At 67.4% G+C, this 19,236-nt stretch carries 17 protein-coding genes; 14 read left to right on the top strand and 3 right to left on the bottom strand.

The window, feature by feature from the left end:
- The first annotated feature begins 13 nt into the window (after positions 1 to 13).
- The 8 genes from cheY (at position 14) to BDW41_RS21515 (ending at position 8,901) form a co-directional block, all read left to right on the top strand.
- Positions 14 to 421 carry a chemotaxis response regulator CheY gene (cheY, locus tag BDW41_RS21550; RefSeq protein ID WP_074552146.1) on the top strand — a complete coding sequence of 136 codons (408 nt, stop codon included), beginning with the start codon at positions 14 to 16 and terminating at the stop codon, positions 419 to 421.
- The gene (locus BDW41_RS21545; RefSeq protein WP_074552145.1) at positions 418 to 1,059 is read left to right on the top strand and encodes a protein phosphatase CheZ; all 642 of its coding nucleotides are present in this window, start codon (positions 418 to 420) and stop codon (positions 1,057 to 1,059) included. The genes cheY and BDW41_RS21545 overlap by 4 nt, the downstream gene beginning before the upstream one ends.
- Positions 1,060 to 1,261: 202 nt before the next feature.
- Positions 1,262 to 3,220, top strand: a complete 1,959-nt coding sequence (locus tag BDW41_RS21540; RefSeq protein WP_074552144.1) for a chemotaxis protein CheA — start codon at positions 1,262 to 1,264, stop codon at positions 3,218 to 3,220.
- 1 nt (position 3,221) lies between these two features.
- The gene (locus BDW41_RS21535) at positions 3,222 to 3,962 is read left to right on the top strand and encodes a flagellar motor protein (protein WP_074552143.1); all 741 of its coding nucleotides are present in this window, start codon (positions 3,222 to 3,224) and stop codon (positions 3,960 to 3,962) included.
- A gap of 15 nt (positions 3,963 to 3,977) precedes the next feature.
- The gene (gene motD, locus BDW41_RS21530; RefSeq protein ID WP_074552142.1) at positions 3,978 to 5,129 is read left to right on the top strand and encodes a flagellar motor protein MotD; all 1,152 of its coding nucleotides are present in this window, start codon (positions 3,978 to 3,980) and stop codon (positions 5,127 to 5,129) included.
- 52 nt (positions 5,130 to 5,181) lie between these two features.
- Positions 5,182 to 5,643 (top strand): chemotaxis protein CheW, encoded by a 462-nt coding sequence (locus BDW41_RS21525; RefSeq protein ID WP_074552141.1) that lies wholly within the window; start codon positions 5,182 to 5,184, stop codon positions 5,641 to 5,643.
- Positions 5,644 to 5,749: 106 nt separating this feature from the next.
- Positions 5,750 to 7,684, top strand: a complete 1,935-nt coding sequence (locus tag BDW41_RS21520) for an AI-2E family transporter (RefSeq protein ID WP_074552140.1) — start codon at positions 5,750 to 5,752, stop codon at positions 7,682 to 7,684.
- A gap of 272 nt (positions 7,685 to 7,956) precedes the next feature.
- Positions 7,957 to 8,901, top strand: coding sequence for a transporter (locus tag BDW41_RS21515; protein ID WP_074552139.1), 945 nt, complete (start codon positions 7,957 to 7,959; stop codon positions 8,899 to 8,901).
- 144 nt (positions 8,902 to 9,045) lie between these two features.
- On the opposite strand, the gene BDW41_RS21510 is transcribed toward BDW41_RS21515, so the two are convergent.
- The 3 genes from BDW41_RS21510 to BDW41_RS21500 all read right to left on the bottom strand — a co-directional run bounded on the left by BDW41_RS21510 (position 9,046) and on the right by BDW41_RS21500 (position 11,909).
- Complete coding sequence (locus BDW41_RS21510) at positions 9,046 to 10,107, bottom strand: hypothetical protein (RefSeq protein WP_074552138.1); 1,062 nt, start codon at positions 10,105 to 10,107, stop codon at positions 9,046 to 9,048.
- Positions 10,108 to 10,491: 384 nt separating this feature from the next.
- Positions 10,492 to 10,767: a flagellar biosynthesis protein gene (locus BDW41_RS21505; protein ID WP_074552137.1), complete on the bottom strand. Its 276-nt coding sequence runs from the start codon at positions 10,765 to 10,767 to the stop codon at positions 10,492 to 10,494.
- Positions 10,764 to 11,909, bottom strand: coding sequence for a flagellar hook-length control protein FliK (locus tag BDW41_RS21500; protein WP_074552136.1), 1,146 nt, complete (start codon positions 11,907 to 11,909; stop codon positions 10,764 to 10,766). Before BDW41_RS21500 ends, BDW41_RS21505 begins: the two co-directional genes overlap by 4 nt.
- A 186-nt stretch (positions 11,910 to 12,095) precedes the next feature.
- On the opposite strand from BDW41_RS21500, the gene BDW41_RS21495 reads away from it, so the two are divergent.
- From BDW41_RS21495 to BDW41_RS21470, 6 genes are all read left to right on the top strand, one after another.
- Positions 12,096 to 12,413 carry an STAS domain-containing protein gene (locus BDW41_RS21495; RefSeq protein ID WP_074552135.1) on the top strand — a complete coding sequence of 106 codons (318 nt, stop codon included), beginning with the start codon at positions 12,096 to 12,098 and terminating at the stop codon, positions 12,411 to 12,413.
- A 14-nt stretch (positions 12,414 to 12,427) separates the two neighbouring features.
- On the top strand, positions 12,428 to 12,790 hold the full coding sequence (locus BDW41_RS21490) for a response regulator (protein WP_074552134.1): 363 nt from the start codon (positions 12,428 to 12,430) through the stop codon (positions 12,788 to 12,790).
- A 149-nt stretch (positions 12,791 to 12,939) separates the two neighbouring features.
- Positions 12,940 to 14,922, top strand: coding sequence for a chemotaxis protein CheA (locus BDW41_RS21485; protein WP_074552133.1), 1,983 nt, complete (start codon positions 12,940 to 12,942; stop codon positions 14,920 to 14,922).
- Between the two features lie 275 nt (positions 14,923 to 15,197).
- The gene (locus BDW41_RS21480; protein ID WP_233496990.1) at positions 15,198 to 16,865 is read left to right on the top strand and encodes a methyl-accepting chemotaxis protein; all 1,668 of its coding nucleotides are present in this window, start codon (positions 15,198 to 15,200) and stop codon (positions 16,863 to 16,865) included.
- A 122-nt stretch (positions 16,866 to 16,987) separates the two neighbouring features.
- Positions 16,988 to 17,494: a chemotaxis protein CheW gene (locus tag BDW41_RS21475; RefSeq protein WP_074552132.1), complete on the top strand. Its 507-nt coding sequence runs from the start codon at positions 16,988 to 16,990 to the stop codon at positions 17,492 to 17,494.
- Positions 17,495 to 17,521: 27 nt separating this feature from the next.
- Positions 17,522 to 19,234: a methyl-accepting chemotaxis protein gene (locus tag BDW41_RS21470; protein ID WP_074552131.1), complete on the top strand. Its 1,713-nt coding sequence runs from the start codon at positions 17,522 to 17,524 to the stop codon at positions 19,232 to 19,234.
- Positions 19,235 to 19,236: the final 2 nt, after the last annotated feature.

Here is a 19,236-nt window from a genome sequence, read left to right as displayed (position 1 = left end):
AGCGGAGAAAAACTTGGACAAGAATATGAAGATCCTCGTGGTGGACGATTTCTCCACCATGCGGCGCATCGTTCGCAACCTGCTGGTCGAGCTGGGTTTCAGCAACACGCTCATCCAGGAAGCCGACGACGGCGAGAACGCGCTGACCATGTTGCGCAACAACAGTTTCGACATGGTGGTGACCGACTGGAACATGCCCAACATGACGGGCATCGACCTGCTGCGCGCCATCCGCGCCGAGCCCTCGCTCAAGAGCATGCCGGTGCTCATGGTCACCGCGGAGAACAACCGCGACCAGATCATCGCCGCCGCGCAGGCGGGCGTGAACGGCTACATCGTCAAGCCGTTCACCGCCGTCACCCTGCAGGAAAAACTCAGCAAGATCTTCGAACGCCTGGCCGCCAGCGGAGCCAACGCATGAACGCACAAGTCTCCCTGCTCGCCGGCGAAGCCATGCCGCAGGAATTGCACGATCTCTTGAACAGCACCGACGGCGCCGCCTTCGAGCAGGCGCTGGACGTGCTGGTGCGCCAGCGCGAGCAGCGCCTGTTCCGCGCACTGGGCCTGCTGGCGCGCGACCTGCACGACGCGGTACGCCGCCTGGGCGGCGACCTCGCGCAGGAAGGCGTGCCGGGCAGCGTCGCCGATGCGCGCAAGCACCTGCAGGACGTGCTGGAGATGAGTTCGCAGGCCGCGCACCGCACGCTCGACTTCGCCGAGCGCATGCGTCCGCAGGCCGACCAGCTTGCCGCGCACGCCGACGCCGTGCTCGGTGGCGCCGCCGAAGGCGACGCGGCACGCGTGCTGGCGACGCAGGCCAAGTCGTTCGCCGACGAATATCGCGAAGGCATGGCCGATTTCGTGGTGGCGCAGTCGTGGCAGGACCTCTCCGGTCAGCGCATCAAGAAGGTCGTGAACTTCATCGGCAGCGTAGAGAACTCGCTGCTGGAACTGGTGAGCCTGACTGGCGCGCTGGCCTCGGGCGAAGCCGCAGCAGGCCCGGTGAAGGTCACCAGCCAGGACGAGGCGGATCGTCTGTTGAGTGAATTTGGTTTCTAAGAGCTTGTTGAAGAACGATGCCTTGGCCTGATTGCGTACCCGCCATAGCCCTCGACGTCATCCCCGCGGAAGCGGGGTTCCAGCGACTTTCGGCTTTTCTCACGCAATCAAAGGCACTGGGTCCCTGCTTCCGCAGGGATGACGGTGAGGCAACCAAGAGGCCACGTAGAGCGCTTGAGCTGACTGCAAGGACACACACCTGATGGACCCCACGCTGGACAGCGAGCTGCGCAACGATTTCCTGGTGGAAGCCGGGGAGCTGGTGCAGCGCCTGGGTGAACAGCTGATCGGGCTGGAAGCCTCGCCGCGCGATGCCGAGCTGTTGAACGCCGTGTTCCGCGCGTTCCACACGGTGAAGGGTGGCGCGGGCTTCCTCGCCATCGAGCCGATGGTGCAGCTGTGCCATCACGCCGAAGACCTGCTCAACGTGGCGCGCAATGGGCAACTACTGCTCGACGCCAGCCGCATGGACGCGCTGCTGGAAGCGCTGGACCTGCTCAACGACATGATGGCCGCGCTGGCCGGCGGCCAGCCGATGGACATGCCGCCACCGGCGCTGCTGCAGCGACTGACGCCCGGCGCCCTCGCCGCACCCAAGCCCGCGCCGGCGCCCAAGCCGGTGGCGCCGCCGCCGAGCGACGGCACCATCGACGACTCGGAATTCGAGGCCCTGCTGGACAGCCTGTACGGCAGCAGCGGTGCGCCGGGCGCACCGGCGACAGCATCGTCGTCCGGCAGCATCACCGACGACGAATTCGAAGCGCTGCTGGACAACCTGCACGGCAAGGGCGGTACGCCCGGCGCGGTGGAGGTGCCGGCGGCGTCCGCATCTTCCGGCACGATTTCCGACGACGAATTCGAAGCGCTGCTCGACAACCTGCATGGCAAGGGCGGCAGCCCCGGCGCGCAGGTTTCCGCGCCGGCTGCTGCACCGGTCGCCGCTCCCGCGCCGGCGGCGCCCGTGGCCAAGCAGGCCGCGCCCGCGCCCGAGAGCACCGTGCGCGTGGATACCGCGCGCCTCGATGCGCTGGTGCATCGCGCCGGTGAACTGGTGCTGGTGCGCAATCGCCTGCTGAGCCTGGCGGCGAAGAACGGCGACGAGACGCTGGAGCTTGCCGCAACCGAACTCGACCGCGTCGCCGACGCCTTGCAGAACGCCGTGCTCGGCATGCGCATGCAGCCGGTGGGACGCCTGTTCCAGCGCTTCCCGCGCATCGTGCGCGACCTGTCGCGCCAGCTGGGCAAGGAAGTGGAACTGGTGCAGGAAGGCGAGGGCACCGATCTCGATCGTAGCCTGGTCGAGGCGCTTGCCGACCCGATGGTGCACCTGATCCGCAACGCGCTCGATCACGGCCTGGAAATGCCCGACGAACGCGAGCGCGCCGGCAAGCCGCGCAAGGGCAAGGTGACGCTGGGTGCAAGCCAGCGTGGTGAGCGCATCGTCATCACCGTGTCCGACGACGGGCGCGGCATGAATCCCGAAGTCCTGCGCCGCAAGGCGGTGGAGAAGGGCTTGATGGACGAGGCGCAGGCCGCGCGCCTCACCGAAAACGAATGCTACGAAATCATCTTCCGCCCCGGCTTCAGCACGGCCGCCACCGTCTCCGACATCTCCGGTCGCGGCGTGGGCATGGACGTGGTGAAGACGCGCGTGGTCGAACTGGGCGGCACCTTGTCGGTGCGCTCGCAGCTCGGAAAAGGCAGCACGCTGGAACTGGCGGTGCCGCTGACGCTGGCGATCCAGCGCGTGCTGATGGTGCGCGTGGGCGCACGCCTGCTCGCCTTGCCGCTGAGCAACGTGGACGAAGTGTTCGAACTCGCCGCGGGCCAGCAGCAACAGCTCGATGGCCGCGCGGTGGCCTCGCATCGCGGGCGCGCGCTGGCGCTGGCGGACCTGGGCGGCTGGGTGGGCGTGGAAGGTCCGGCGGGACGGCACGTGGTGGTGCTGCACATCGGCCACATGCGCCTGGGTTGCCTGGTGCACGAAGTGCTGGGGCGCGAAGACGTGATGGTGAAACCGCTCGGCCCCCTGTTCGAAGGCGTGCCCGCCGTGGCGGGCGCGACCGTCACCGGCGATGGCCGTCTGGCGCTGGTGATGGACCTGGCCGGCCTGTCCGGCAGCGACGGCCAACTCCTCCCCACTCTTCGTGTAGCGACCTGACATGGACCTGGTAAGTCTCATCGGCACGATCCTGGCCTTCGTGGTCGTGATCGTCGGCACCATCCTCAAGGGTTCCAGCGTGGAAGCGCTGTGGAACCCCGCCGCGTTCGTCATCGTGTTCCTCGGCACCATCGCCGCGCTGCTGGTGCAGAACTCCGGCAAGGTGCTCAAGCACGCCATGTCGATGTTCCCGCTGGTGTACCGGCCGCCGCAGCACCAGCCGTCCGACCTGATCAGCCGCATCGTCGGCTGGAGCGAGATCTCGCGCCGCCAGGGCCTGCTCGGCCTGGAGCCGCAGATCGATTCGGAGAACGACACCTTCACCCGCAAGGGCCTGCAACTGCTGGTGGACGGCAGCGAGCCGGAGGCCATCCGCGGCGTGCTGGAAGTGGAAGTGGGCGCGCGCGAGCACCATGATCTGGTCGCCGCCAAGGTGTTCGAGAGCGCCGGCATCTTCTCGCCCACCATGGGCATCATCGGCGCGGTGATGGGCCTGATGGCGGTGATGCAGAACCTCGCCGACCCGAGCAAGCTCGGCCACGGCATCGCCGCCGCCTTCGTCGCCACCATCTACGGCGTGGCGCTGGCCAACCTGCTGATGCTGCCGATGGCCGCGCGCCTGAAAGGCCTGATCCACAAGCAGACGCAGATGCGCGAAATCCTGATCGAAGGCCTGGTAGCCATCGCCGAGGGCGCGAACCCGCGCCAGATCGAGGCGAAGCTGCAGGGTTATCTCGCGTAACCGGGACGACGCATCGTGGCCAGGAAGAAGAAACATCACGAGGAACACGTCAACCACGAGGCATGGGCCATTCCCTATGCCGACCTGATGACGCTACTGCTCGCCTTCTTCGTGGTGATGTACGCGGTGTCGGTGGTGAACGAGGGCAAGTACCGCGTGATGTCCAACTCCATCATCGAGGCGTTCAACGGCTCCAGCCACGTGATCGCGCCGATGCCGCAGACGCGCGTGCAGCCGCACAACGTCGACCCCGCCATCGCCTCGCCCGCGTCCCAGCCGGGCGCCGCGACCACGCCGGTGAACGTGCCGATTCCGGCGCCGCCGCAGCTGGTGCGGGCGGTCGATACGCGCGCAGCTTCGCAGACGCAGGAGCGGCGCAACCTGGAATCGATCCGCGATCAGGTGCAGCGCGCGCTGCAACCGCTGATCGACAAGCAGATGGTGATCGTGCGCAAGACCACCTCGTGGCTGGAGATCGAGCTGCGCACCGACATCCTGTTTTCCAGCGGCGTGGCGAAGCTGTCGCCGGAGGCGAACGAGATCCTCGACAACATGGCGTCCATCCTCAAGCCGTTCCCGAACGCGGTGCGCATCGAGGGCTATACGGACGACAGGCCCATCAACACCGCGCTGTATCCCTCCAACTGGGAACTGTCCGCCGCGCGCGCGGCCAGCGTGGCGCGGTTGTTTTCTGAGCAGGGCGTGGACCCGGCGCGGCTGGGCATCATGGGCTGGGGCGAGTACCGGCCCGCCGCCGACAACGCCACGGCGGACGGCCGCAACCACAATCGCCGCGTGCTGATCGTGGTGCTGAGCGAAGAGGGCGCGCCCAAGCGCCTGCTCAACGATCTGCAGAACGGCCAGCTGACGGCCGACGACAACGGCACGCCGGCACCGGCGACGTCCGCCGCGCCGGTGGCCGCCCCGGTCATCGCAGCGGCCAAGCCGGCAGCGGCCAAGCCCGCGCCGACGGTGGAAGTCGTCGCGCCCCGGCCAACGGAAGACGTGCCGGTGAACAAGGTGATCCTCGCCAGGCCGGTGCGCACCGCGCAGCAGGACAGCGACACGCGGCCGGACCTTGCGCCGCAGTCGGCGCTGCCCGAAGCGGCCGCCGGCACCCTCACCATCGGCGCGGCGCACGTGGCGTCGCCCGAGCATGGCCCATGAATTGCATAGCTGTAGCACGGGCCGTCAAGGCCATCGCAGGGGAGTCCGTGTCATGACCAAGGCACACCACACCGAAGACTGGCTGTCCTTCCGCATCGGCGGGCAGATGTATGCGGCGCCGCTGACCCAGGTGAGCGAAGTGCTGCGCGACGGCGAGCTGACGCCGGTGCCGGGATCGTCCTCGGACGTGCTCGGCATCCGCCATCTGCGCGGCCGCATCGTGCCCGTGCTGGATGGCCGCCGCCGTCTCGGCCTGCCGGAAGAGGGGCGCGCGGATCCCTTCCAGGTGCGCCTGGTGATGCTCGCCTATGGCGCGCACCTGGTCGGCATCCGCGTGGACGCGGTGGGCGACCTGCTCTCGGCCAGTGCGGCCGACATCGCGCCGCCGCTGCCGGGCGGCGCCGCGCGCGAGGACGATCCCGTCACCGGCGTGCTGCCCGCGCAGGGCGGATTCGTGGCACTTCTTGACGTGCGGCGTCTGTGCCGCCTGCCGCTGGAGCACGAGGCGGCGTAGGGCGTTAACAGGCGCTGATCCATCCGTCATCGGGCGCGGCTATCCTTGGACGCCGGGGCGACGAACGTTGCCCCGATCGCGTCAGCCAAGGAAAGGAACCCAGCCCATGTCGTCGCAACAGCCTGTCCTGCCCGCCGCGTCGGCGAGCCAGCGTGCGGTGGTCATCGTCGCCGCGGCCTGCGTGCTGGCCTTGCTGTACTTCGGGCGGGAAGTGCTGGTGCCGATCGTGCTGGCGTTCTTCCTCAGCCTGCTGGTGGCGCCGTGGGTGCGGCTGTGCCGGCACGTCGGGCTGGGTCACGGGCCGTCGGTGCTGATCACGGTCGTCGCGCTGGTGGTGGTCGTCACCGGCCTGACCACCATCATCGGCTCGCAGGTGGTGCACGTGGCTCGCAGCCTGCCGCAATACGAAGTGACCATTCGCAGCAAGGTGCAGTCGCTGCGCCAGGAAACGCTGGGGCGCCTGGACTTCTTGAACGGCGAACTCGGCAAGGTGATCGGCGATGCAGGGCAGGGCGCCGCGCCCGCCGCCAGCACGGCGGCGCCGCTGGTGGTGGCGCCGCCCTATCTCACTAGTGCGCCGGCAGCGCCCAAGCCGGTCGAGGCGCCGGCGAAGGCGTCGTCCTCGCCGATGGTCATCGTCACCCGCGTGCTGGCCACCGCATGGGTGCCGCTGGAAACCGCGGGCATCGTGCTGGTGGTGTTGATCTTCGTACTGCTGGAACACGAATCGCTGCGCGATCGCTTCATCCGGCTGGCGGGCGGCACCGACCTGCGCGCGACCACGGCCGCGATCAACGATGCCGGCGAGCGGCTGTCGCGCTTCTTCCTTTCCACGTTCTCGGTCAACGTCGGCGTGGGCGTGGCGATCTGGCTGGGCCTGATGGTGATCGGCGTTCCCAATGCGCCGCTGTGGGGCGCGCTGACCGCCGCCATGCGCTTCGTGCCCTATATCGGCGTGTGGATGGTGGCGGCGCTGGTGAGTGTGTTTGCCGCGGCGGTGGCGCCGGGCTGGTCGCTGCTGGCGATGACGGTGGTGCTCTACCTTTTGGTAGAAGTCGTGGTGTCGCAGCTCATCGAGCCGTTCCTCTACGGACACACGACGGGGCTTTCGCCGCTGGCGGTGGTGGTGGCGGCGATCTTCTGGAGCTGGCTGTGGGGGCCGGTGGGCCTGCTCATGTCCACGCCGCTCACGCTGTGCCTGGTGGTGGCGGGCCGCCACGTGAAGGCGCTGGACCTGCTCAATATCCTGCTGGGCGACGCACCGGCGCTCACCATGCCGCAGCGCGTGTACCAGCGTGCGCTATCGGGCGACGCGGGCGAGATCATCAGCGAGGCGCGCGACTTCCTCAAGCGCAAGAGTTTTGCGGCCTACTGCGATGCCGTGCTGTTGCCGGCGCTGCAGCTGGCGCGCGTGGACCTGGTCGCGGGCGCGATCAATACGGTGCAGCAGCAGTCGGTGAAGCGAACCATCGTGACGGTGGTGGAGGCGCTGGACAGCCACGAAAGCAAGTGGACGCGCTGGCGGCGGCGCGCATCCGTGCTCGAGGACACGAGCATCGGCCGCAGCCTGCGGCAACATCGCGAAGATGCCTTCGGCCGCTGGCAAGGGCCGCTGAGCGTGCCCGCGGGTTCGGTGGTGCTGTGCCTGGGCTTGGGGTCGGTGGCCGATGACCTGGCGACCGAGCTACTCACGCGCATCCTGCGCGACCTGCATATCGACGCGCGCCATCTGTCCATCGAGGATTTCGCTGCCTTCGAGGCGGAGCCGCATCCCGATGCCACGCCGGACGCTGTCTCGATGGCCTATGTGGTGAGTACGGCCCCGGTGGAGGAGCGCGGCAGCTTCGATGACGCCGTGGCCCTGGTGCGCGACCGCATTCCCAAGGCATGCATCGTTGGCGTGCTGTTCTCCGAACCGCTGGTGACGGCCGAGGCGGCCTTGCCGGCGAATGCCGACGTCAACGAAGTAGTGCGTTCGCTGGAGCAGGCCGCGCAACAGGCCATCGCACGCATACCTGAAGGTGGCGCCGCCGTCGCGTAGGGTTTTTCTCGAGGGCGTCAGCGAATGCGCAGCGCGCGGGCCCAGTGACGGGCATCGTCTGACTGCGCGGCAGGAAGCCCTACAGCTATCATCGGTTTTCGCCCATCCTCCTGTAAGCGAAGGATGTCGGCGCACATCCGTAATTCTACGTATCCACCGTAGGTGGATTTTCGCTTGTTCGCTATCGCACGGACAGCCACGCTGACTCAAGCGTCAGCTTTACCTGACGCAAATGTTCAGCGTTCACTGTCAATATCCATAGCGATTATTTTATGAAGCGATTTCTCTCGGTTTTCCTCGCGCTGGCCGCCATCGCGAGCCTGCCGGCCTACGCGACGGAAGGCGGCGTCGGGCGTTCGATCACCGGCATGCAGGCGGCCTCGTACTCCGGCCTGGTGCCGCCCACACCAGGCTGGAACTGGCAGCTCGGTTACGCGTACTACAGCGGCGATATCAGCGGATCGAAGGAAGTTCCTTTGACCGGCGGCGGATCGTCGTTGGGCATCAAGGCCGAGTTCCAGCTGGCGACGGCGGTAGGCATGTACATCTGGAACACCAAGCCGTCGTCGTGGAATTTCGCCTCGATGGTCGAGCTGCCCTTTGCCTACGTGGGCGTGACCGCCGACCTGGACCTGGGGCAGTTGCATCGCAGCGTGCACGACAGCGCGACGGGCCTGTACGACATGACCTTCGTGCCGGTGATCGCCAGCCACCATTTCAGCCAGACGCAGCACCTGTCGCTGGCGCTGTATGTCGAGGCACCGACCGGCGACTACAAGAAGGGGCAACTGGCCAACACCAGCCTCAATACCTGGGTCTTCACGCCCACCGTGGGCTATACGCAGTTGTTCAACCAGGGCTCGCTGGAGTGGAGCACCACGGTCGGCGTGGACTTCTATACCAAGGACAATGCGACCGACTACCAGAACGGCTCGGTGTTCCACCTGGATTCGCTGCTGGTGCAGCGCTTTCCCAGCGGCTGGGGCGTGGGTGCGGTGGGCGGCTGGATCGACCAGATCGACAAGGACACCGGCCCGCTCGCGGATCGCCTCAACGGCTTCAAGGGGCGCGCCTTGTCGTTCGGCCCCATGGTCAACTATCTGAAGAAATGGCAGGGCGGCCAGGTCGAATTTTCGCTGCGCTGGCTGCACGAATTCGACGTGAAGAACCGCACGCAGGGCAACCCGGCCCTGTTGTCGGCGACGATTTCGCTCTGATCGAGGTCCTGGGGCCTGTTCAAAATCTCACGCGAGCGCCGAATTCCCTCACCGTCATTCCGGCTTTCGCCGGAATGACGGTGAGGGATATAGGCGTTTATGCGAGATGTTGAACGGGCTTCTGCACGATAGCCTAGCAAGGCGTCAGAGCAGGAACTTCGGCACCGCCGGAAGAATGACGAAACGGTAGTTCCAGCGCGCGCCCGGCATGGACGATTGCTGGATCACGGAGTACTGCACCTCGACGCCGTACTTGATGGGAATGCCGGCCAGCGTGGTGGTGTAGTTCACGCCCAGGCCAATGGGCAGGTTGACCTTGTTGCCGCCGCCTTGGGCGTTCCAGTTGATGGCGATGTTGGGCGACATGCCGATGTGCCACTTGCCCGCGTCGTCCAGCTTGCGCTGGATGAAGTACTGGATGTTGGTCATGTTCACGTCGGCGCGGTTCTTCTTGCTGGACGCGAACGACCACCACTGCTGCGGGAACACGCCGGCGGTCCAGTCCTTGCCCAGGTAGGCGAGCACGGCGGTGGGACCGGCGGAGTACTTGCCGGTGCCGAGCACGGCCTGGCTGGCGGTGGGAAACATCACGGTGGCGCCCACGCCCCAGACCAGCGCGCCGCCATTGCTCAGCTTCGTCGTCTGCGACGGCGCCACCAGGCCCACGTAGGTGATGTCGCCCATGCCGGTGGTACGGCTGAAGGGGTCGTTGATGACGGACGCGGTCCTGGGATCCTGCGCGATCTGCTGCGGCGTATCGCCGAACAGGCCGCCGATGTGCTTGTTGACCGGCTCGCTCACCAGGGGAAAGGAAATGCGGTTGATCAGGTTCCAGTCGTCGCTGAGCTTGACCGGAAACGTCGGGATGAATTGGGTGCGGTTCACATCCTTGTAGTTGTCGATCGGCCCACCTTTGACGCGCGTGTAGTCGTTCTGCAAGGGGAACATGACCAGGTTGGCCACCGGGTTGTTCATCAGCTGGCCGATCTGCGCTTCGGTGGGTTTGCAGCCTGCCTTCACCTCGGCCTTCAGGTCGGCATTGATGTCGGCGTAGAAGTGGGCGCAATCCGCCGATGCCGATGGCGACTGGGTGCTTGCCGTTGCCGCGTCGCTGCCGGCATTTTCGGCGTGCGCTCCGGCGCAGAACAGTGGGAGCAGGGCAAGTGTCGCCAGCCAGCGGGCCGGGCGTTCCGTTTGATGAGCCATGGTCTTTCCTTATGCAGCTGGCGCCGCGCCGTGGTGCCGCGATGCGCGTATACGCCAGGTTTTCGCTTGGGTCTGCGGAGCGTCGTTCACGACGAAGCCCCCGACATGCCGGGATTCGTTCGTTGCAGACGGTGTTGCCGACGTGTGCGTCGGCTTGCGTAGTCTGTGTGCGCTGGCCGAGGCGGGCCAAGAGGCGTCGGCCTACAACGCGGCTAATTTCGGCTGATGGCGTTGTCGGTTTTTGCCGCTGCTTGAACAACGACGCATGCGGGCGAACGCATCGCGCGCCGCTTGCGGAAAATGGCGGGCATGTCGTGCGTGTTTTTCCGTATCGACGGCAAGCAACAGGTCATGCACATGCGACGTCGCGTGCAGCGGCCGATATCAGTGCTCGGCTTCGGCGGCGTCGTAAATGCAGGCCATCACCGCGGCGGCGGCGGCGTAGAGCGTGGCGGGCACTTCCTGGCGCAGTCGCAGCGAGGCGAGCAGCGCGGCCATCTGCGGATCCTGATGCAGCGGAATGCCCAGCGCGCGGGCGCGCGCGAGCAGCGTCTCCAGCGATTCGGGCGCCAGCGCGACCGGCGTGGCGGGCGCATCGTTCGGGCCGCCGGAAAGACGCAGGGTGACGCGCCGCCGTGCGGGAGGCAGTGCCTGGCTCATGCGGTGGTCCTCAGCAGGATCGCGCTGTGCTGGCCGGTCGACTGCGGCATGCCCTGCTGGCAACTGAGCTGGTCGAGCGTGAGGCCGCTGGCGGAGAGCGCCTGCCGCAGCGTGCCGAACTGCTGCTCCAGCCGGTGCACGGTGTCGATGCGCTCGGCCCACAGCCGCACCGACAGGCGCAGCCCGCGCAACTGCAGCTCGCCATGGATGGGCCCGAGCGCCGGCAGGTCGATGGCGAAGCCGAAAGTCCACGAGGAACCGCTGTCGGCCTCGCCATGTTGTTGCACCTGCACTTGCAGGATGTCGTGCCCGTTCTCGCCCTGCAGCGGAATCTCGATCATCCAGGCGGATGTCGTGGTGGCCTCCAGCTGCGCCACTTCCACGCGGGCCAGCGCCGCGTGGACTTCGCCGTGCAGGCGGCTGAGCAGGGCATCCACGTCGTCGTCCAGCAGGGCCAGCGGCAGCATCGCGCGCGGCTGCGCCTGCAGGCCGCGCTGCTGCAGCGGCGGCGGTGTTTCGCTGGCGGTGGAGGCCGGGGCCGGGCGGCGCGTCGGCAGGTAGTCGTCGAGCAGGCTGGCCAGGCGAAGCAGCGCCCCTTTCCAGTCCTCCTGGCTCAGGCCCGCCATGTCCAGCTGCGGTTCGGCCAGCTGTGATTCCAGAAACAGGCCGCTGCGCTTGATGGCTTCTTCCAGGCCTTCGCCGCGGGTGATCTCGGCCGGCGTGCGCACGCCGTGCTCCAGCATGGCCAGCGCCGGGCGCAGGTAGGCGGGCAGCTGGCGCAGCGCCGGTCGCTGGGACAGGGCATCGAGCGTGGCCAGCAGCGGCGCGTAGCCGTTCTGCTGCGGCAGGCGCTCGCGCATGGCCAGTTGCGTGGCCGGCTCGGGCGTCTGCGGGCTGATCACTTCCAGCATGGGCTGCGCGCCCAGGGTGAGCACGCGCACCTGGAACTGCGAGGGCAGCTGGCCTTTCGGCGCCTCGGTTTCCACGGCCAGCGCGCCGATCTGCAGCACCATCATGCCGTCGGGATTGATCCCCAGCGGACGCGCGGACAGCACGGTACCGATGCGCCAGCTCTCCGCGGCGCTGCCGGACGCGGCGCCGGCCCAGGCAAGGGCCGCGAGACTGGTGGGTTGAATGATCAATCGAGGCTCCTTGCGCACGGAGCGCAAGCGCGCGCCCGTCCGTGCCCTGTGAATCGGCCGGCGCGGGGAAAACTTGAGAGCCGTTTTTTTCCTGCGCAAACCGGCACGCGCACCGCTAAAGCCGACCGGCCCATGGCCGATAAACCACCCGTAGACGCCCGCAGGGTGGGCGAAAGGACCAGCACGATGGGCAGCAAGAGGACGGGTGGGGGCAAGGGCGGCGCGCGCGTGATCGCGCTGCCGGCCGACTTCCGGCTTGGCAGCGTGGCCGACGTCAAGGCGGAACTGATCGATGCGTTCGACGCGCCGGGCTCGCAGCTGGACGGTGCCGGCGTGGAACGGGTGGATACCGCCGCGTTGCAGCTGCTGGTGGCGTTCCGTCGCGAGGCGGCGGCGCGCGGCCAGTCGCCCGCGTGGCTGGGAGTGAGCGATGTGATGCGCGAGGCGGCCGGTGTGCTCGGCCTGGCGCAGGCCCTGGAATTGCCGGCGGCGATGCCGGCCTGAAACTGAGGTGGAAGATGGCAAAGATTCTTGCGGTAGATGATTCGGCTTCGATGCGCGGCATGGTGGCCTTCACCCTGCGCGGCGCGGGTCATGACGTGAGCGAGGCCGAGAACGGCCAGCTGGCGCTCGATGCGGCCAAGGGCGGCAGCTTCGACCTGGTGCTGGCGGACGTGAACATGCCGGTGATGGATGGCATCAGCATGGTGCGCGAGCTGCGTGCGCTGCCGGCGTACAAGGGCGTGCCCATCCTGATGCTGACCACCGAGTCGCATACGGACAAGAAGATGGAAGGCAAGGCCGCCGGCGCCACCGGCTGGCTGGTGAAGCCGTTCGATCCCGAGCAGTTGCTGGCGACCGTCAAGCGCGTGCTGGGTTGATATGGCTCGTCATTCCCGCGAACCCCGAAAAGGGGGCAAGCGCGGGAATCCAGTGACTTTTGCACTTGCTCAAAGGCGCTGGATTCCCGCCGTCGCGGGAGTGATGGATAGGCGGGTTACGCGAAGCTATTCCTAGAGTAGAGATCATCATGAGCAAGGCCGGTCTGGCGCAGTTCCAACAGGTGTTCATCGAGGAAAGCCTGGAAGGGCTCGACACGATGGAGTCGTCGCTGCTTGCGCTGGACGAGGGCGGCGACGGGGAGCTGGTGCACACCATTTTCCGCGCCGCGCATTCCATCAAGGGCGGCGCGGCCACCTTCGGCTTTCCGGAGATGGCCTCGTTCACCCACGAGGCCGAATCGCTGCTCGATGAAGTGCGTGGCGGCAAGCGCGCCATCGACGGCACCATCATCGAACTGCTGCTGCGCACGGTGGATTGCCTGCGCGGCATGTTCGCCCGCGCCCAGGCCGGCGAGCCGCTCAACGATGCCGTGGCCGAAGGGTTGCGCAACGAGCTGGCCGCTGCGATGGGTCGCGGCGCGCCCGCGACCGCCGTACAGGCGCGCCGCGACGTGGACCAGGCCGATGCCTGGATCATCCGTTTCCGCCCTCATGCCAGCATGCTGGCCGGTGGCAACGAACCCTTGCGGCTTATCCGCGAACTGGCGGGGCTGGGCGAACTGGAAGTGACACCGTCGCTCGATCGCCTGCCGGCCTTCGCCGCATTGGACCCCACCGAGTGCCATCTCGGCTGGACCATCGAACTGAAGGGCCCGGTCAAGCGCACCGACATCACCGGCGTGTTCGATTGGGTGGAGGACGAGTGCGACCTGCAGATCGACGCGAAGCACATCGTCGCCGAGGTCACGCCGCCGCCCGCTCCTGCCGCCGCGCCCGCGCCGAACGTCGCCGATGCCGGCGCCGCCCGCGCGCAGCGCGAAGCGAATGCCGAGTCCAGTTCGGTGCGCGTGTCGATCGACAAGATCGACGGACTGATCAACCTGGTGGGCGAGCTGGTGATCACCCAGTCCATGCTCGACACCTTCCGCGAAGGCGACATCGACGCTTCGCGGCTGGCCGTGCTCGAACAGGGCCTGGCCCAGCTGGCGCGCCACACGCGCGAGCTGCAGGAAAGCGTCATGGGCATCCGCATGCTGCCCATCGCCTCCGTGTTCAACCGCTTCCCGCGCATGGTGCGCGACATCAGCCAGAAACTCGGCAAGCAGGTGAAGCTGGAACTGGTCGGCGAACAGACCGAGCTGGACAAGACCGTGCTCGAGAAGATCGGCGACCCGATGGTGCACCTGGTGCGCAACGCCATCGACCACGGCCTGGAAACGCCGGACAAGCGCCGCGCCGCGGGCAAGGGCGATACCGGCACGCTCACGCTGCAGGCCTCGCATCGCGGCGGCAGCATCGTGGTGGAAGTGTCGGACGACGGCGCGGGCCTCAACCGCGACGCCATCGTCGCCAAGGCGATCCAGCGCGGCCTTATTTCCACCGGCGAAGGCATGAGCGACGAAGCCGTGGCGGAGCTGATCTTCCAGCCGGGCTTCTCCACCGCCGCCGTCACCACCGATCTTTCGGGCCGTGGCGTGGGCATGGACGTGGTTCGCCGCAACGTGGCGGACCTGGGCGGCACCGTCACCATCCGCAGCACGCAGGGCAAGGGCAGCGTGTTCACCATCACCCTGCCGCTGACGCTGGCGATCATCGACGGCCTTACCGCCGCGGTGGGCGAGGAGCGCTACATCGTGCCGCTCGTCTCCATCGTGGAATCGGTGCAGTTGAAGGCCGATGCCGTGCGCAGCGTGGCCGGTGGCGGCGAGCTGTTCCGCTTCCGCGGCGAATACCTGCCGGTGATCCGCCTGCATGAAGCCTTCCACTGCGAGAACGCCATCCACGCCATCGACGAAGGCCTGATGGTGGTGGTGGAAGGCGACGGCGCGCGCGTGGGCCTGTTTGTCGATGGCCTGATCGGCCAGCAGCAGGCCGTGGTGAAGTCGCTGGAAGCCAATTACCGGCGCGTGCAGGGCGTATCCGGCGCGACCATCCTGGCGGATGGTTCCGTGGCGCTGATCGTCGACATCGCCGGCCTGGTGCGCATGCAGGGCCGAAAGAAAGCCGCGTGATGCCAGCGCGGCGCCGTTGAAGCGGCGCCGTCGCAACGAAAAATGATCGGCGGTGCGCGAAGGGGGCGCATCGCCACGCCGGCCGGGGCCGGTCGATCCACCTTACTTGCCGGGAGGCCCGTCGCTGCGTCGGCGCCGCCTGGCCATCCATTCCACCTCTTTCATCCGCCGCGACAGGAAGCCGTGGCGCGCCGGGCTGTTGCCCTGCGCCAGAGCAATGCAGGGAATGAATCCGGGCAATCGCAGAACCGCCCATTTCATTCTGAAGGTCAGCCATGATGTCCCCTCTGAAATTCATCGATCGCCTCAGCCTCACTGCCAAGGTATGGCTGGTCATCGCCTTCGTGATCGCCGGCCTGGTGGCGCTCACGCTCATCTCCGCCGTCGACAGCCGTCGCTTGCAGATGGAGGCGCGCGTGCATGCGCTGGCCGATGAAGTGGGTACGGCGGAAAGCCTGGTGGAAAGCTTCCACGCGCGTGTGCAGGCAGGCGAATTCAGCGACGAGGAAGGCCGCAAGCAAGCCTTGGCCGCTCTGTCGGCGCTGCGCTGGAACGACGGCAGGGGCTACGTGTTCGTGTTCGACTCGAACTACGTGATGCGCATGCACCCCATCATGCCCAAGCGCGTGGGCACGCGCATCGAGAACGATGCCGACACCACCGGCAAGCGTTTCTACCAGGACATGATGGCGGCCGATCGCAAAGAGGGCCATGGCGCGACCGAATACATCTGGCCGATGCCGGGCAGCGACCACCCCCAGCACAAGATCACCTACACCGCCTGGTACAAGCCGTGGGACCTGCACATCGGTGCAGGCGCCTACTTCGTGGACATCGACGCACAGTTCCGCCAGATGCTGGAAGGCAGCCTGTTGCGGGCGCTGCTGGTGGCCCTGCTGGTGATCGGCGTGGTGTGGCAGTCCATGCGCAGCATCCGCCTGAGCATCGGCGGCGAACCCTCGTACGCGCTGTCGATGGCCACGCGCGTCGCTGATGGAAACCTTAGCGGCGACGATGGCCGCGTCTTCGCGCCGGGCAGCATGCTCGATGCGCTGGAGCGCATGCGCGCCAAGCTGGTGGAGATCGTGCGCGACGTGCAGCAGGGCTCGCAGGTGGTGTCCACGGCGGCGCAGCAGATTTCGCGCGGCAACGACGATCTCTCCCACCGCACGCAGGAACAGGCTTCCAGCCTGGAGGAAACCGCCGCGTCGATGGAAGAGATGACCTCCATCGTGCGCCAGAGCGCCGACAACGCCAGCCACGCCGATCAGCTCGCCCGCAGCGCCCGCGCGCAGGCCGAACGTGGCGGCGAGGTGGCGACGCGCACCAGCCACGCCATGCGCGAGATCGAAGGCGCCAGCCGGCAGATCACCGACATCGTGCAACTCATCGACGAGATCGCCTTCCAGACCAACCTGCTCGCGCTCAACGCCGCGGTGGAAGCCGCCCGCGCTGGCGAACAGGGCCGGGGCTTCGCGGTGGTGGCGGGCGAAGTGCGCAACCTCGCCCAGCGCAGCGCGGGCGCGGCGAAGGAGATCAAGGCGCTGATCGGCGACACGGTGGACAAGGTGCAGGCCGGTTCCGCGTTGGTGGAGGAATCGGGTGCGGTGCTGGCCGGCATCGTGGACAGCGTCAAGCGCGTCACCGACATCGTGGCCGAGATGGCCGCCGCGGCGCAGGAGCAGTCCTCCGGCATCGACCAGGTGAACCGCGCGGTGATGCAGATGGACGAAGTCACCCAGCAGAACGCCGCCCTGGTGGAAGAGGCGGCCGCCGCCGCCCGCGCCATGCAGGAGCAGGCCGACGAGCTGGAGCGCCAGATCCGTTACTTCCGCCTGGAAGCGCAGGCGGCCAGGCCGGTTGCCCGCCCGATGGCAGCAAGCCCTGCGCGGCCGGCGGCTCGGCCGGTGCCCGCCACGGCGGGGGCCTGGGCCGAGTTCTGAGCCGGTCCCGCCTGCCGGCGCGAACCATTCGCCAAACCTGCGTCTCCCTCAAGTTTCCCGGCCCACCGCCGATCCAGATCCCGATAGGGGGCCTCTCAAGCGGCCCCGACCACGAGGCGAACATGTCCGATAACACCCGGAGCGAGGCGCTCCAGTCGCAGTACCTCACCGTCAACCTCGCCCACGAGGAATATGGCATCGACATCCTGGCGGTCCGCGAGATCCGCGGCTGGACGCCGGTCACGCGCATCCCGCAGGCACCACACTACGTACTGGGCGTGCTCAACCTGCGCGGCGCCATCGTGCCGGTGATCGACATGCGCCTGCGCTTCGGCCTGGGGCGCGAAGCCTACGGCGCCACCACCGTCACCGTGATCATCACCGTGGCCGGCCGCAACTTCGGCGTGGTGGTCGATGCCGTGTCCGACGTGCTCGACGTGACGCCGGACGCCATCCGCCCGGTGCCGGATATGGGCACCACCGTGGATACCGAATACCTCAAGGGGCTTACCTCCGCCGGAGAGCGCATGGTGCTGCTGCTGGACGTGGACAAGCTGTTGCAGCCCCAGGACGCACAAATGCTTGAGGCGGCGCTGCCGGCCGCCTCCGATGTGAAAGCCGTGGCCTGAACGACCTACGCGGGAAATGGAATCATCATGAAGAAGTTCGCATTGAAAGCCCCCGAACTGTCCGTCAAGAACCGCCTTCGCGCGGTGCTTGGCCTGCTCGGCCTGATGCTGATCGGCGGCGCCGTCATCGGCATCGGCTCGATGCAGGAGCAGAACGCCGGCATGGGCAGGATCTACGACGACGAGATCGTGCCCGCCCAGCTCATTTCGCAGATCTCCCAGCGCTCGCTGATGTCCTTCATCTTGCTCGGCGAGGCCAGCTCGCTGGTCGGCAAGCCCGAGCAGGTGAAGGCGAAGCTGGCCGACTACGAGAAGATGCAGGTCGAGATGGAGGCGCTGAAAAAGCAGTTCGACACCATCCCGATGAGCGATGCGGTCGCCAAGCAGTTCAAGGCGTGGCGCTCCTCGGACGCCGACTACAAGGATGCCAAGGACTCGCTGGTCGATGCGCTCAAGCAGGGCGACACCGGCGCCTCGGAACTGCTGGAAATGCAGGTGCGTCCGCTGATGATGGAGCGCCAGGACACGCTGGCCAAGCTGGTCGACGCGCAGCGCAACGATGCGAAGACGATCTACGACGGCCAGGTGAATCGCTATCACCTGGTGCGCACGATCAGCATCGTCGCGCTGGTGGTGGGCCTGGCGGTGGCCGGCCTGATGGCGCTGCTGCTGATGCGCTCCATCCTCAGCACGCTGGGCGTCGCGGTGAAGGTGGCCAACGCCATCGCCGGCGGCAAGCTCGGCCACAAGATCGAAACGCGCCGCAAGGACGAGCTGGGCGAACTGCTCGATGCGCTGCGCGTCATGGACGAGCGCCTCTCCAGCATCGTCGGCGAAGTGCGCCACGGCGCGGGCTCCGTCAGCTCCGCCGCGCAGCAGATCGCGCGCGGCAACGACGACCTGAGCCAGCGCACCCAGGAGCAGGCGTCCAGCCTGGAGGAAACCGCCTCGTCGATGGAGGAAATGACCTCCACGGTGAAGCAGAACGCCGAGAACGCCAGCCACGCCAACCAGCTCGCCAGCGCCACGCGCCGCCAGGCCGAGCACGGCGGCGAAGTGGCCGCGCAGGCCAGCTCCGCCATGCGTGAGATCAACGAATCCAGCCGCAAGATCTCCGACATCGTCAGCCTCATCGACGAGATCGCCTTCCAGACCAACCTGCTCGCGCTCAACGCGGCGGTGGAAGCGGCGCGCGCGGGCGAACAGGGCCGCGGCTTCGCCGTAGTGGCGACCGAGGTGCGCAATCTCGCGCAGCGCAGCGCGGGTGCGGCCAAGGAGATCAAGGGCCTCATCAACGACAGCGCGGAGAAGGTGCGCGTGGGTTCGTCGCTGGTGGACCAGTCCGGCAAGGCGCTGGCCGACATCGTGGACAGCGTGAAAAAGGTCACCGACATCGTGGCCGAGATCGCCGCCGCCTCTCAGGAGCAGTCGGCCGGTATCGATCAGGTCAACCACGCCGTGCTGCAGATGGACGAAATGACCCAGCAGAACGCCGCGCTGGTGGAAGAGGCCGCCGCCGCCGCCCGCGCCATGCAGGAGCAGGCCGGCGAACTGGCACGCCAGGTCGGCTTCTTCCAGCTGGGCGAAGGCAACGCCGAAGTGGCGACCGAGAAGGCGCGTTCGCAGTCGGTGATGGCCGAGGCCGAAGCGGTGTTCGCCGCCGTGCGCAGCTCCAACGCGCCGGCACCGCGCGCGCCGCGAGGCGAAGCGGCTGACGCGGGTTCCTGGAAGGAATTCTGAGC

This window comes from Dyella sp. AtDHG13, assembly GCF_003201105.1.
In the GTDB taxonomy this organism is placed as follows: domain Bacteria; phylum Pseudomonadota; class Gammaproteobacteria; order Xanthomonadales; family Rhodanobacteraceae; genus Dyella; species Dyella jiangningensis_B.
Note: the sequence above shows the minus strand (reverse complement) of the source record. Positions and strands in the feature narration are given on the sequence as shown.

Bases quoted from the DNA above. Each gene is read 5' to 3' on its own strand.
- BDW41_RS21545 (WP_074552145.1), top strand. From the start codon at position 418: ATGAACGCACAAGTCTCCCTGCTCGCCGGCGAAGCCATGCCGCAGGAA.
- BDW41_RS21540 (WP_074552144.1), top strand. From the start codon at position 1,262: ATGGACCCCACGCTGGACAGCGAGCTGCGCAACGATTTCCTGGTGGAA.
- BDW41_RS21535 (WP_074552143.1), top strand. From the start codon at position 3,222: ATGGACCTGGTAAGTCTCATCGGCACGATCCTGGCCTTCGTGGTCGTG.
- BDW41_RS21525 (WP_074552141.1), top strand. From the start codon at position 5,182: ATGACCAAGGCACACCACACCGAAGACTGGCTGTCCTTCCGCATCGGC.
- BDW41_RS21520 (WP_074552140.1), top strand. From the start codon at position 5,750: ATGTCGTCGCAACAGCCTGTCCTGCCCGCCGCGTCGGCGAGCCAGCGT.
- BDW41_RS21515 (WP_074552139.1), top strand. From the start codon at position 7,957: ATGAAGCGATTTCTCTCGGTTTTCCTCGCGCTGGCCGCCATCGCGAGC.
- BDW41_RS21510 (WP_074552138.1), bottom strand. From the start codon at position 10,107: ATGGCTCATCAAACGGAACGCCCGGCCCGCTGGCTGGCGACACTTGCC.
- BDW41_RS21505 (WP_074552137.1), bottom strand. From the start codon at position 10,767: ATGAGCCAGGCACTGCCTCCCGCACGGCGGCGCGTCACCCTGCGTCTT.
- BDW41_RS21495 (WP_074552135.1), top strand. From the start codon at position 12,096: ATGGGCAGCAAGAGGACGGGTGGGGGCAAGGGCGGCGCGCGCGTGATC.
- BDW41_RS21490 (WP_074552134.1), top strand. From the start codon at position 12,428: ATGGCAAAGATTCTTGCGGTAGATGATTCGGCTTCGATGCGCGGCATG.
- BDW41_RS21485 (WP_074552133.1), top strand. From the start codon at position 12,940: ATGAGCAAGGCCGGTCTGGCGCAGTTCCAACAGGTGTTCATCGAGGAA.
- BDW41_RS21480 (WP_233496990.1), top strand. From the start codon at position 15,198: ATGATGTCCCCTCTGAAATTCATCGATCGCCTCAGCCTCACTGCCAAG.
- BDW41_RS21475 (WP_074552132.1), top strand. From the start codon at position 16,988: ATGTCCGATAACACCCGGAGCGAGGCGCTCCAGTCGCAGTACCTCACC.
- BDW41_RS21470 (WP_074552131.1), top strand. From the start codon at position 17,522: ATGAAGAAGTTCGCATTGAAAGCCCCCGAACTGTCCGTCAAGAACCGC.